Origin of the sequence: Mesorhizobium sp. B263B2A, assembly GCF_020165775.1 — a bacterium.
Taxonomy (GTDB): Bacteria; Pseudomonadota; Alphaproteobacteria; order Rhizobiales; family Rhizobiaceae; genus Mesorhizobium; species Mesorhizobium opportunistum.
Window position 1 is genome coordinate 38791 of sequence record NZ_JAIUIU010000018.1, and the last position, 12823, is coordinate 51613.

Here is a 12823-nt window from a genome sequence, read left to right on the forward strand (position 1 = left end):
TGATGATGACGGGGAGTTCGACTACCTAGGGTAGGGAAGTGGCTCGATGGCCGCGCAACGGAGCTGACAATGTCGGAGCAACCGAACCTCGGTGACTGTCTTCGCGCCCTGAGAAAAACGCATGGCTGGACCCTGCAGGAGGTCAGCACGCTTACCGGCGTCGCGGTGTCGACGCTGTCCAAGGTCGAGAACGACCAGATGTCGCTGAGCTACGACAAGCTCTTGCAGATCTGCGAGGGGCTCGGCATCCATGTGACGGAGCTGCTCAGCGGCGACCACAAGCAGCCTTCGGCGCGTACCCGCCGCTCGGTGACCTCGCAGTCCAACACGCTGCGCCAACTGACCCGCAACTACGACTACCGCTATCTCGCCACCGATCTGGTGCGCAAGCGCATGGTGCCGATCCATGCCTATGCTCGCGCCCGTACGCCGGAGGAATTCGGCCCGCTGACGAAACATGCCGGCGAGGAATTCCTGATCGTGCTCAAGGGCGAGATCGAACTGCACACCGACCAATACGCGCCGGTGCGGCTTAAAGAGGGCGAAAGCGTCTACATCGATTCCACCATGGGTCACGCCTATTTGTCGGTGGGCGAGGGCGACGCCGAGGTACTGTGCGTCTGCTCCGGCGAGGAGCCCGACATGGAAGGCACGCTGCTGAGCGTGCTGGAGACGGTGGAGGGGTAAGGGCGGCGCCTCGCCGGCTACGGACAGAACATTCGTGTCGACGGCGGCATTTTCCGCGCTATCTGAGGCGCTGGCTGGGACGAGAGAGGGCCGGGAGGAGAGGGGTATCTCCACAGTCGCCGGCAGCACCCTGAGACGACGGGAGAAAAAATGCGGCTTTTGATACTCGGCACCGGCTGGATGGCGCAGGAACATGCAAGGCGCTTCAGCGCCGTCGAGGGTGTCGACATCGTCGGCGCCGCCGATGTCGATCCGGCGCGCGTCGGCGAATTCGCCGACGGCTTCAATATCCCAAACCGCTTCACCTCGCTGGAGGAAGCGCTGCAATGGGGGGCCTTCGACGCGGTCGCCAATGTCACGCCGGACCGCATCCATCATCCGACCACCATGGCGCTGATCGCCGCCGGCAAGCCGGTGCTGTGCGAGAAGCCGCTGGCCGAAAATTTCGGCAAGGCGACCGAGATGGCCGACGCCGCGGAAGCCGCCGGCATCATCAATATGGTGAACCTCACCTACCGCAATGTCGCGGCACTCCAGAAGGCGCGCCAGATGGTGCAGGCAGGCGAGATCGGCACCGTCCGGCATGTCGAGGCGTCCTATCTGCAAAGCTGGCTGGTATCGAAATTCTGGGGCGACTGGCGCACCGATCCGAAATGGCTGTGGCGCCTGTCGCGCGGCCACGGCTCGAACGGCGTGCTCGGCGATGTCGGCATCCACATCCTCGATTTCGCCAGCTATGGTGCTGCGCTCGACATCGACCATGTGTTCTGCCGGCTGCGCACCTTCGACAGGGCGCCCGGCAACCGCATCGGCGACTATGGGCTCGACGCCAATGACAGCTTCGCCATGACGCTGGATTTTTCCAACGGCGCCTTCGGCGTGGTGCATGCCAGCCGCTGGGCGACCGGCCATCTCAACGAGCTTCGGCTGCGCATCTATGGCGACAGAGGCGGCATCGAGGTGGTGCACAATCTCGACGGCTCGGTGCTGAGGGCCTGCGTCGGCGACAATGTCGACGATGGCAAATGGGAAGAGCTCGACGCCGGCACCGTACCAACCAACTACCAGCGTTTCGCCGATGCGGTGCAAAGCGGCGTGCAGAGCGAACCATCGTTCAGCCACGCCGCCGAATTGCAGAAGGTGCTGGATCTGGCGGTGGTGTCGGACGAGAGGCGGGCAGAGTTGACGGCACACGCGGACACGCGGTGAGAGTGGTTGGCAAGGTCTTCCCTTCTGTGGGGCAACAACGATCAGCCGCCGATGGAGATTTGAGCGCCGCGCTTGATCTCAGCCGATAGGGCTGGCCCGACAGATCGAAGCAATTCCATACGGAAAACCGCTCACATTTTTCCTGGAATTGCTTTATCCGCCGACCTCCGGATCAGCTCGCGGCCGATCGGCTTCGGCGTCTCGCTGCGCAGCACCAATGCCGTGGTGACCGCACCGTGGCGCGCCACGGCGTCGACGATGGTTTCAAGGTGGGCGGGCGAGGGCACGATCACTTTCAGGATGAAGCAATCCTCGCCGGTCAGCCGGTGCACCTCGGTGATCTCGGGCATTTCGGCGAACTGCTTCAGGCAGGGCCGGATGTGCTCATGCGTGGTGCGCACGCGGATGATCGCCATCATGCCGAGACCGAGGGCGGCCGGATTTATCACAGCGGTGTAGCCGGCGATGACGCCGCGCTCTTCTAGCCGCTTGACCCGCTCGGAGGTGGCCGGCTGCGACAGGCCGACCCGGCGGCCGAGCTCCGATATGCCGATGCGGCCGTTCTCCTGCATGGCCTCGACAATGGCGATGTCGGTCGGGTCGAGCGGTGCGCGCTCATCACTGATCTTCATGGTCACCTTGAATCCATCGGCGAGAGAACGGTTTGCCCGATGGTTTCCCATTCCCGACGCCACCGCAAGACGCCATCATGCCCCAGTGATCGATTGGAGCAAGGCGACATGACGTATTTCATCATCCTGCCGGGAAGTGGCGGTTCCGGCCCGGAGCACTGGCAATCGCGCTGGGAAAGCGCCAATCACGCGATGCAGCGCTTCCAGCCGTCAAGCTGGGACCTGCCTGATTTCACCGACTGGCTGGCGGCGCTGGAGGCTGCGGTGGTCGCGGCGCCCGGGCCGCCGGTCCTGGTCGCGCACAGCCTATCCTGCCTGCTGGTCGCGCATTGGCAGAAAATTTCGCTAAGGCCGGTCGAGGCGGCGTTGCTGGTCGGCGTTCCCGACCCGGCGTCGGCGGTCTTTCCCGAATATGGCATGGCTTTCGCCAAAATTCCCGAGGGCCGGCTGCGTTTCCCCTCGCTGGTGGTGGCCAGCACCAACGATTCCTATGGCTCGCAGGAATATGCCCAGGCGCGGGCGAAGCAATGGGGCAGCCGCATCACCGTCATCGGGCCGTTCGGCCACATCAATGCCGACAGCGGCCTGGGCGACTGGCCCGAGGGCCTCGAACTGCTCGACAGCCTCATGTCCGAGGCTTGAAGGTGAGAGCGCTCAGCCGCCAGTGACCAGGGCGAGGATCAGCTTCTGCAGATTGCCGCCCTGGCCGAGTTCGATGCGGTCGAAATCGCGGCTAGCCTGGCGCTGCGCCAGCGAGAGTGCCGACAGGCGCTTGGTCATCTCGGTTCGGATCTTGCTGCATTTGGGATCATCGGCGACCATCAGGCCAACGGTCGCCGTCTCGATCTTGCGCACCATGTCAACGATGGTCGCGCCATGGACCTTTTCGTGGGCGCTGACGCCGGCGAGGAAAACCTCCCAGTTCTTCTGGACGGCTGACGGCAGCGGCGAGGAGGGGCTGGGCAAGGTGTAGGTGATGATGAGCTTCGGCTTGGCCGAGGCCAGCACGCAGGCACCGGCCCGCGCCTGATAGTCCCGGGTCCAGGTCAGCTTGAAATTGGTGTGGGCGATGGCCCGGGCAACGCCGACATTCGGCCCGTTCTCGCCGATCGAGCGATAGAGTTCCGGTCCGGACTGGCCCGAGATGGCATAGGTCTCGACCTTCTCGACCGGCTTCCACTGCGCATGGGCGGTGAGCGGCATGGCCACCGGGGCGGCCATGAAAAGGCACAGACGAACACAGGCTCTCAACACCGCTCTCCGCAAAACCAGGCCGGCGCTGAACAGCCAATGCCACCGGATGGCTTTTCCTATATGCTGCCGGCGGGTGCTGCAAATGCTCCAGAGGAGCCAATTGGGGGAAAGTCATGAGAGCTGGATATCTCGTCGTCGCTGGTGCCTTGGCCGCGCTGCAGGCCGCGCAGCCGGCTTTTGCCGCGTCGTGCGGGAACTGGAGTGCGAAGATGGAGGAAGACGAGGGCGGCAGCGTGCTGACCGCCTCGGTCTGCGGCGGGCCGAAGGGCGACGCGCAGCTGATGCTGACCTGTTTTGAAAAGCCGGTGCTGAGCTTGGACCTCGGCGCCTCCGGCCAGCAGCTTGAACCGGGCATCAGCGGCTCGTTCGATTTCAAGGCCGACGGCAAGACAGTGACCAAGACGCTGCAACTGGAGGAGATGTACAATTATTTCGTGGTCGACCTGACCAAGGCCGATCCGCTGCTGGACCTGCTGCGCTCCAAGGGCGAGGTATCGGTCGGTTCAACCAGATATGGCGCGACTAGTTTTCCGCTGAAGGGCTCCAGCGGAGCCATCGGCAAAGTGCTGGCGCAATGCGGCAAGGCCAAGCCCGCGGACGGGGATTGAACCGCATCACTTCGCTCCCTGGCGTATAGCGGAAGGCGTTCAGGCACTATTCAAATTGCCTGACAAAGCGGATATAGGTCAGTCAAGTTGACCTATATTCGAAACGTCCGGGGAGGCGTGACTTGACCCTTATGAACCTCTTGGCTTCGCGCTCGTCGCGCATGAAGGCCTCCGAAATCCGCGAGCTATTGAAGCTGCTCGACCAGCCGGACATCATCTCGTTCGCCGGCGGCATTCCCGATCCGTCGCTGTTCCCGGCCGAGGCGATCCGCGACGCCTATGCCGACGTGCTCGGCGGTGCGGAGGCGGGGGCAGCACTACAGTACCAGGTCTCGGAAGGCTACCTGCCGCTGCGGCGCTGGATCGCCGGCCAGATGGGCAAGCTCGGCATCGCCTGCGACGAGGGCAACGTCTTCATCACCTCCGGCTCGCAGCAGGCGCTGGATTACCTGGGCAAGCTGTTCCTGTCGCCCGGCGATACCGCGCTGGTGACATGGCCGACCTATCTCGGCGCGCTGCAGGCCTTCAACGCGTACGAGCCGCGCTACGACCGGCTGCGGCCGGAAGGCGGCAACATGACGCCGGCGGCCTATCACACCGCCGCCGCAGCGAATGGCGGCCGGGTGAAATTCGCCTATCTGGTGCCGGACTTCGCCAACCCGACCGGCAACACGCTGGACCAAAAGCAGCGCGAAGCGGTGCTCGATCTTGCCGGCGAGCTCGACATCGCCGTCATCGAGGACGCCGCCTACCGGGCGCTGCGCTATGACGGCGAGGGCGTGCCGCCGATCCTGGCTTTGGACTGCGCGCGCTCCGGCGGCATCGACAAGGCTCGCACGCTCTATTGCGGCTCGTTCTCGAAAATCCTGTCGCCGGGCATGCGCGTCGGTTGGGTGTGCGCGCCGCGCCACGTGGTGGAGAAACTGGTGCTGATGAAGCAGGCTTCCGACCTGCACAGCCCGTCGATCAACCAGCTCGTCATGCACCGCGTCGCCGAAGCCGTCTTCGACGCCCAGGTGGAAAAGCTGATCGGCGCCTATCGCGAGCGCCGCGACGGCTTGCTCGCGGCACTCGAGGCCAACATGCCAAAGGGCGTGACCTGGAGCCGCCCGGAAGGCGGCATGTTCGTCTGGGCGACGCTGCCGGAAGGCTCCGACGCCACCGAATTGTTAGCGCGGTCGGTGAAGGAGGCGCGCGTCGCCTTCGTGCCCGGCAACGCGTTCCATGCCGACGGCACCGGGCGCAACACGCTGCGGCTATCCTTCACGCTGGCCGACCGCCGTGCGGTGAGCGAAGGCATTCCCCGGCTGGCGGCCCTGCTCAAGGGGTAAGGCCTGGTCTGCGCGCATTGACGGCGCTCCCGCCGGGCCTAAATTCGAGGTCTTGCGAGGAGGAGTTTTGCATGGAGACCCAGGAACTGCATCGCGGCCGGCTCATCGACCATATCCAGCTGGTGGTCAGGGATCTCCCAGCCAGCCGGCGCTTCTACGAGGCGCTCTTCGGCGTGCTCGGCGTGCCGATCGGCGGCAGTGCCGAGGATTATTTCTGGGCCGATGAACTGTTCGTCTCGAGTGCCGACAGCCGCGCGGCACTGGGAAAGCTCACCGGCCGTCATCATCTGGCCTTCCAGGCCAGGGATCACGCCATGGTCGATGCCTTCTACAAGGCCGGGCTGGCGGCGGGCGGCAAGGACAATGGCGCGCCGGGCGAGCGGACCTATCATCCCGGCTATTACGCCGCCTTCCTGCTCGATCCGGACGGCAACAACATCGAGGCCGTACATCACGGACCGCATACGCGTAGCGCGGCCTCGGTGAGGATCACCTTCTAGAAGATCCAGGGAGATCCTACTCCGGCGGCGTTTTCCGTGCCCTGACCCGAGGTCGTGCACATTGACGGCATCCCCCGCGTTGCCAGATTGCCAGCCTCGATGCTAACCGTGCCGATGGGGGGCGGGAATCAGCATCGATGCAACGCCCGCTGCGGATTTTTCAATAAAACGCCCAAACTGATATCCCTTACCCCGCCATCGAGGAATAATTTTATGCAAAACGCGACCAAGTTCATCTGTTCCGCAGCACTTCTACTTGCAGTCGCGACCATGGGTCTGGCCGGTACATTATTCGTTGCTCATATTTCGTCGGCGCAAGCCCAGGAGGAATATCTTCCGACCCAGAAGGACTTTGTCGGCAAATGGAAACTCAGCGGCGCAACCACCCGGCCGCCGCGCGACATGACGGATGCGCCCACGCCGGAGCAGGAGGCGGCGGCCAATGAGTTCCAGCAGACGGTGACCAATTTTTACACCGCGTTCGACTATCTGGAGATCATGGCGGACGGCCGCTACAATTTTCATCAGCCCGGCGACCCGACATCGGGGCCTTGCGTCTGGTGCGGAACCTGGTCCTTCAGCAAGAGTTCGCTGTGGCTCAAGCTCGACACGGCGCCCAGGCTCGATATCTACGCCAAGGACGGCGACATACAGATGACCTACACTGCCGAGCCCGACGAAAAATCGAAATACGCCTGGCTGGTTTTCGGCTGGACGAAGGTTGAATAGGCGGCGCCGGACCTGCTGGATTTTCGAGACGGGCTCCAAGCAGCTTTTCACCCATATCGTATCCTCGTATACGAGATAGGTCAGCTGCCCGAGGGGTCCGCATGAGTCCGCTGCTGCCTGAAACCGTGCCGTTTTTCAGCCAATGGGAAACGCCCGACATGACGCTGGCCGTGCTCGCCGATGGCGCCGAGGCAGCGCTCAGGCGCGATCCGCTGTGGCAGGGCTCGGGCGCGGCAACACTCGACGAATACGCGGTCTGGGCCGCCAACATCTGCGGCATGGCATGTCTCAAGATGATCCTGGCGACCCGCGGCCGGATCGTGCCGACGATCGAGCTGGCAAGACGCTGCACCGGATATGGCGGCTATGTCGTCAACGAAGGATCGATCAAGGGACTGATCTACGCGCGCTTCGTCACCTTCGTGAAGGAGGCTTTCGGCCTGGAGGCGCAGGTGATGACCAATGTCGCGACGGTGGATGTTCCGGCGATCCTGGCGCGGTCGAGCTTCTTCATCGCTTCGGTCAGCAGTGCCATCCGCTGGCCCGAGCGCGAGCCGCCGTCGAAGGGCGGGCATCTTGTGCTGGTCACGTCCGCGTCGGATCAGCTTTTCCGCTTCCACAATCCTTCCGGCCATACCAGCGCCACACAGTCAAACGCAGTGTTGGCGCCGTCCGATTTCGACCGCTTCTTTGCCAATCGCGGCATTGCCGTCAGCTTTTGATTTCCAGGGGATTTTCAATGAAGGACAAGATCAGGGTTGCCATCCTCTATGGCGGGCGCTCGGCCGAACATGACGTGTCGCGGCTGTCGGCCGCCAATGTGCTGAAGGCGATCGACCGGGCGCGCTACGAGGTGGTCCCGATCGCCATTTCCAGGGATGGCAGATGGCTGCTGCAGCCATCGTCCGAAGCCGGCGTCGACGGGGCAGGGGCTCCGGTGTCCGGGGACGGCCTGGAGGTTGCCTTGCTGCCCGGCGGCAAGGGCCGGCTGGTGGCCGTACCCCAAGCTGGCATGCAGCCTGACTTGCCGCCAGTCGATGTCGTCTTTCCCGTGCTGCATGGGCCGTTCGGCGAGGACGGCTCGGTGCAGGGCTATGCGGAAGTCGCCGATGTCGCCTATGTCGGCTGCGGCATCCTCGCCTCGGCGGCTGCCATGGACAAGGATGTCGCCAAGCGGCTATTGCGCGAGGCCGGGCTTGCCGTTGCCCGTTCCGTGACCGTGCTTGGAGGCGATGTCGGTTCCTTCCAGGAGATCGCCGGGGCGCTCGGGCTGCCTTTCTTCGCCAAGCCGGCGCGCCAGGGCTCGTCCTTCGGGGTGAGCAAGGTGAAGGACAGGGATGGCTTCGAGCAGGCCGTCGAGACGGCTTTGCGCTATGACAACAAGGTGCTGATCGAGGAGTTCGTCGAAGGCCGCGAGATCGAGTGCTCGGTGCTGCAGCGGGCCGACGGCTCGCTGACGGTGTCGCTGCCCGGCGAAATCATCCCGGCCGGCAAGCATGGCTTCTACACCTATGAGGCCAAATATTTCGATGCCGACGGCGCGGTGGTGAAAGTACCGGCCGATGTCCCGGCAGGTGTCGCCGGCAAGGCGAAGGAGATGGCAGCTCAGGCTTTCCGTGCGCTCGGCTGCGAGGCGATGGCGCGCGTCGATTTCTTCCTGCGCGCCGACGGTTCGCTGCTGGTCAACGAGGTCAACACGCTGCCCGGCTTCACCAACATCTCGATGTACGCCAAGGCGCTCGCCGCGATTGGTATAGGCTATAGTCAGGTCATCGACGTGCTGATCGAGCACGCGCTGGCCAGGCATGGCGGGGGTTCCTGCTTTGCAGACAGGCGGGTTTCATAGTCATCGGTATCGCATGGGGAGAACGTTCGCCCACAGCCATGTCGCAAAGTGAGTAGCGGTGCCACCTATCTTCTCCCTCAGCCAGGAGGCCATTTCAACGCCTTCCGACTAGAGCAGTTCACCGTTTCACGGAAACAGCGAACTGCTCTATCTCTTTGTTTTTACGCAATTCCCAAGGGAAAACGCTACGCGTTTTTCCCGGAAAAACCGTGTCACATTTTTCCTGGAATTGCTCTAGACTGATCTAACGCTCGCCAAGAAATCATAGCAGCGACAGGAGGCGAAAGTCATGACTGATTCTGGCCAGATCAATAGTATTGTTGCTCCCGCCAACTGCCGGAAATAAAATTTCAATCTGACCATCACCATCTAAATCCCCAGCAAGAATTGGCGTCTTGCGTAAAATTTCAACACGCTGTTCGTTTTGGTTTTCGGGACTGCCGGCCAGGATAAAGTGATCCAAAGGAATGCCGGCTAGACTCTTGAAGTCAGAGCAAGAGCCGTCGGTTGCTATGATCAAAAGACCTATTTCAAGGGTGCGCGGTGCATCTCCTTTCCGAATGCTATTTGCCCGTGACAGGATGACAGCGGAGTTTTCTTCAGAAATCGAAGAGACGATCGGTGGTCTTGCCAACCAAGTCTTATCGAGATGGACCGAGCATTTCGAAAAATCGACGGGAATTTCGGCAAGGCGTGACCGTTCGGCTTTATTCTCCATCACGGGCACATGCCACTCGGCCAAGCGGAGTTGATCTGGATTCTCGGAGCCACCAACGCGTTGGAAGCCTACCATAAGGGGGCTTTTGCTGTTGCGGCCGATAACGAAACTTGGGTCGTCCGTCTCATAATCGTCATCAAGCACCATAGATCCTCGCGGGACGGCTGCACTGTATTCAGGCCTGTCCTTGTGGCGACGAATGCCCAGTCGTCGAACCAGAGAGATCGACTCGAAGCGCTCGTCCCTGCGCGACCAGACAAGGGTAGGATCATTCTTCGACGAAGGGTTCAGGATTTGTGGATGACTGACAAAGTTGCGATATGGTGTGTCTTCGTACTGCGGCTTGCCCAGATATATCGGTGAAATTTCATCAAATACACGTATCGGCCATTGCGGTTGCATGGATTCGCCGCTTGTAATGCTAACAGCCATATCAAGGAAGCATAATCCGTTTGATCCGTCTCTTCTGCAATTGTGTGTCTGAAGTGCGGATAACCACAATATATCATCTGTTATTCTACCTAGATGCGAAGGTAGTATTTCAGAAAAGTAGGCGTCACCGGAGTTGCGTCCATTGCCCAGTTCCGCGGCAAAAAAAGCCATATCCGCGGATCGGCAGGAGGTGCTCGCATCTCGCATGCTTCCGGACATCCCGGAAAAATACAGGCACCTCCAATCGACTGTCGTGGCGCGTCCGGGTGCAATGCCGATTAGGCGGCCGCCGGTTTCGCCGAGGCTTCGTCGCTGCCACCAGACGAACCAATCTTCTGTCTGCCCATTATGCCTCGCCTCAGCCACAATGGGCGCGCCAACGATGTATGCCGGGTTGCCTGGAAGTATGGACTTTTGCCATAGCTGGGCAGAGTTCGGGGCCACCGAGACAAACACACCCGAGGGGCGCACTGAGAATTCGTAGACCCTCTTCCGTTGCCCGAGTTTTCCATCGGAATTGGGAGCGTCGGCGATTCTGTAGGCGGTATAGGACTGAGATCGAATAGGGTAAGGATCATATTCAAAGTAGGTTGATGCCCGGCCGTCTACTCCGATTTCATCGTCCAATCCCGCCGATAGGGCCTCGACATTCTGGCTCACTGACCTGAAGGAGTCGCTTCCGCCGATGCGAACACCCAGCGTTACGAGACGTGCATCGCGTATGCATTTACTCCTATTGTCGTTTATCCTTCCCTCGTCTCTGGCTCGCTCAATGAAGTAGCACAGTTGAAAGGCTTGCTCTTGCAGAGTGAAGTCACAGTCGGCTTGAGTATATCCATATGTCGCGGCGCCATGCCGGTAACAGAAATCATGCATCGCACACGCCTGGCGCATCTCAAGCCCGATTTCAGAACGGCCAGCTGCGATTGGAAATGCGAGTTTCGAAATGTCGGGTGGCAAGCTGCAGCTCAAACCTTCGCCTCGACCACCGACTATTTGAATATCCGCGGATGAAAAGGGTACTTGCCCACTGGTTACCGGCATCTCTCCTCGTGTCGGAATGGCTGCATTGGCCAACAGGCGATCCGCGACTGCCCTCCCAAAATAGTCCAACTTCAATAAGAATACGGCTATAAGTATTACGACTGCAAAGCCGATAAATGCAAAAAATTGCCTTATCCTTATATAAATTATATCTATTATTTCCCTCATTTTAACCGCCCTCGCAGGGGCTCCCAGTATAATCCAAAATGCGCCTTCAACAAGCTGGAATTACCAAGGGAGAAAACTCTAGTCGGCCGGATATTCCGAGAAGCTCTCTTGAATATCTTTTTCCGTCTTCTCGTAGACCCGTAATGCTCAGATGATGACAGCAGAGCGCTTAAGCTGAATGGACGCGCCTGCGTGGCCAAACATTCCGACCAGGCAAACATTCCGACTAGGCTTGCGCTTCCTGACTTTGCAGGAGATGAAGAATGCTCGAAATTCGCCCGGTGCGAGAGGCCGATCAGCCGGCTATCGTGCGCCTCTGGCATGAAGGCTGGCACGATGCCCATGCCCATCTGGTTCCAACCGAAATCCTGGCATACCGGACGCCCGCACATTTTTCGTTGTGGCTGAAGCAGTCCAGCGACGCATTTCATGTGGCGGCAGATGATGAACCGCTCGGCTTCGTTTCCATAAACGGGGCGGAACTGTGAAGCTCTATGCAAGCCGGCAAGCACGGGGTCGCGGAATTGCCCACGATCTGCTGGCACATGCGGAGCGGCTTTTGTTTGAAGACGGCGTGGCCAAGGCGGAGCTTTTCCGCACGGCGGGAAATCTGCGTGCGCAGAAATTCTATGCCCGCGAAGGGTGGCGCCTGGGCCGCACGTTCCAAGATGCACGGTGGCCGCCGGAAAATGTCCCGGAAAATGTCAATGGCGGATTTACCGTGGAAACCCACGCCTACCAAAAGCATCTCGGCTTTCGATAGCTGGACCGAACCGAGGCGTTACCAAGCGCGCTCAGCCCTGTTACTGCAGCGAGGCCGAATGATGAAGATCGAGCGCGGCGCCACCGTCCTCGACAAGGCCAAATCCAGGCCAAGCCAGCCCATTGGCAAAGGTGTCGAATTCAATTGCCGCACCAAGCATCTGAGCCGCCCGCAGGACCAGCGGTTCAATGTCTTCGAGTGCGACGTTCTCGGCCAGATTCCGAACCCTGACCCGCTCCGCCACCGCTGGGACATTGACGATGCCTGCCTGCCTGAAGGTCGTACGGACTGCTGAATTCACGTCATCGCGCAGGCGCGCCGAAAAGTCATACCGCATCGAAACCTCCCGAAGAGGATCTGTTGTCCGTTCACGCCGGAGCATGCGCCCGATGGCGCGCCATGGCAAGTAAAAATTCAAAAATAATCAAATAAAATCAGCAAGTTAGAATAGTTACACAAATGCGCTGCCGGCGGTTGTTCCTCATCATATGCATGATGCGATGTCCATGCCTTGGCGGATCTTGACGCATTATAAGAGCAATCCTAACTATGAGACAAATGAGGTAGATGCTAACTCAGCGCATTTTGGTCCTGCGCAAGGAGGCGGACATGGCTGAACTGGAACGTCCGGAACGACTGCAGATCATGCTCACCCATGATGAACTCGCGGCGCTGGAAAACTGGCGTTTCGACAAGCGCATGCCCAGCCGCTCGGCCGCGGTGCGGGAACTGTTGCGCCGCGGTCTTGCCTCGGACGGCTTCCTGACGGCGGAACTTGGGGCCAAATCGCAGGAGTTCGGGGTGATCAAACCCAACGGAGACGCCAAGGAATCACCTGAACAAGCCGAGTGAAAGTCGGTGCCGTAATCCTCGCACCGGCGATTGCCTTGGTCCGCTTGCGC

The 12823-nt window shown here is 60.7% G+C and carries 16 protein-coding genes; 13 read left to right on the plus strand and 3 right to left on the minus strand.

Annotated features, from left to right (window positions below; all coding sequences use genetic code 11):
• Positions 1-69 precede the first annotated feature (69 nt).
• Together LB568_RS24340 and LB568_RS24345 are read left to right on the plus strand one after the other, a co-directional pair.
• Complete coding sequence (locus LB568_RS24340) at positions 70-687, plus strand: helix-turn-helix domain-containing protein (RefSeq protein ID WP_224731463.1); 618 nt, start codon at positions 70-72, stop codon at positions 685-687.
• A 150-nt stretch (positions 688-837) separates the two neighbouring features.
• A complete protein-coding gene (locus tag LB568_RS24345; protein ID WP_224731464.1) occupies positions 838-1896 on the plus strand; it encodes a Gfo/Idh/MocA family protein in 1059 nt (352 codons plus the stop codon).
• A 131-nt stretch (positions 1897-2027) separates the two neighbouring features.
• Here the strand turns inward: LB568_RS24345 and LB568_RS24350 are convergent, their stop codons facing one another.
• Positions 2028-2528, minus strand: coding sequence for an Lrp/AsnC family transcriptional regulator (locus LB568_RS24350; protein WP_224731465.1), 501 nt, complete (start codon positions 2526-2528; stop codon positions 2028-2030).
• Between the two features lie 108 nt (positions 2529-2636).
• Here LB568_RS24350 and LB568_RS24355 point away from each other — a divergent pair, with 108 nt between their 5' ends.
• Positions 2637-3170, plus strand: coding sequence for an RBBP9/YdeN family alpha/beta hydrolase (locus LB568_RS24355; protein ID WP_224731466.1), 534 nt, complete (start codon positions 2637-2639; stop codon positions 3168-3170).
• Positions 3171-3182: 12 nt separating this feature from the next.
• On the opposite strand, the gene LB568_RS24360 is transcribed toward LB568_RS24355, so the two are convergent.
• Complete coding sequence (locus LB568_RS24360; protein ID WP_224731467.1) at positions 3183-3749, minus strand: DUF922 domain-containing Zn-dependent protease; 567 nt, start codon at positions 3747-3749, stop codon at positions 3183-3185.
• A gap of 146 nt (positions 3750-3895) precedes the next feature.
• Here LB568_RS24360 and LB568_RS24365 point away from each other — a divergent pair, with 146 nt between their 5' ends.
• The 6 genes from LB568_RS24365 to LB568_RS24390 all read left to right on the plus strand — a co-directional run bounded on the left by LB568_RS24365 (position 3896) and on the right by LB568_RS24390 (position 8796).
• The gene (locus LB568_RS24365) at positions 3896-4390 is read left to right on the plus strand and encodes a hypothetical protein (protein WP_224731468.1); all 495 of its coding nucleotides are present in this window, start codon (positions 3896-3898) and stop codon (positions 4388-4390) included.
• 131 nt (positions 4391-4521) lie between these two features.
• Positions 4522-5721, plus strand: coding sequence for a PLP-dependent aminotransferase family protein (locus tag LB568_RS24370; protein WP_224731518.1), 1200 nt, complete (start codon positions 4522-4524; stop codon positions 5719-5721).
• A 71-nt stretch (positions 5722-5792) separates the two neighbouring features.
• The gene (locus tag LB568_RS24375; protein WP_224731469.1) at positions 5793-6221 is read left to right on the plus strand and encodes a VOC family protein; all 429 of its coding nucleotides are present in this window, start codon (positions 5793-5795) and stop codon (positions 6219-6221) included.
• Positions 6222-6434: 213 nt separating this feature from the next.
• Complete coding sequence (locus LB568_RS24380; RefSeq protein WP_224731519.1) at positions 6435-6950, plus strand: hypothetical protein; 516 nt, start codon at positions 6435-6437, stop codon at positions 6948-6950.
• A 101-nt stretch (positions 6951-7051) separates the two neighbouring features.
• Complete coding sequence (locus LB568_RS24385) at positions 7052-7672, plus strand: C39 family peptidase (RefSeq protein ID WP_224731470.1); 621 nt, start codon at positions 7052-7054, stop codon at positions 7670-7672.
• 17 nt (positions 7673-7689) lie between these two features.
• Positions 7690-8796 carry a D-alanine--D-alanine ligase family protein gene (locus LB568_RS24390; RefSeq protein ID WP_224731471.1) on the plus strand — a complete coding sequence of 369 codons (1107 nt, stop codon included), beginning with the start codon at positions 7690-7692 and terminating at the stop codon, positions 8794-8796.
• A 262-nt stretch (positions 8797-9058) separates the two neighbouring features.
• Here LB568_RS24390 and LB568_RS24395 read toward each other — a convergent pair whose 3' ends face one another.
• Complete coding sequence (locus tag LB568_RS24395; RefSeq protein WP_224731472.1) at positions 9059-11158, minus strand: hypothetical protein; 2100 nt, start codon at positions 11156-11158, stop codon at positions 9059-9061.
• A gap of 263 nt (positions 11159-11421) precedes the next feature.
• On the opposite strand from LB568_RS24395, the gene LB568_RS24400 reads away from it, so the two are divergent.
• The 4 genes from LB568_RS24400 to LB568_RS24415 all read left to right on the plus strand — a co-directional run bounded on the left by LB568_RS24400 (position 11422) and on the right by LB568_RS24415 (position 12773).
• Positions 11422-11646, plus strand: a complete 225-nt coding sequence (locus tag LB568_RS24400; protein WP_224731473.1) for a hypothetical protein — start codon at positions 11422-11424, stop codon at positions 11644-11646.
• Positions 11643-11921, plus strand: coding sequence for a GNAT family N-acetyltransferase (locus LB568_RS24405; protein ID WP_224731474.1), 279 nt, complete (start codon positions 11643-11645; stop codon positions 11919-11921). The genes LB568_RS24400 and LB568_RS24405 overlap by 4 nt, the downstream gene beginning before the upstream one ends.
• 58 nt (positions 11922-11979) lie before the next feature.
• Positions 11980-12216, plus strand: coding sequence for a hypothetical protein (locus tag LB568_RS24410; RefSeq protein ID WP_224731475.1), 237 nt, complete (start codon positions 11980-11982; stop codon positions 12214-12216).
• A gap of 314 nt (positions 12217-12530) precedes the next feature.
• Positions 12531-12773: a hypothetical protein gene (locus tag LB568_RS24415; RefSeq protein WP_013894480.1), complete on the plus strand. Its 243-nt coding sequence runs from the start codon at positions 12531-12533 to the stop codon at positions 12771-12773.
• The last annotated feature ends 50 nt before the right edge of the window (positions 12774-12823 follow it).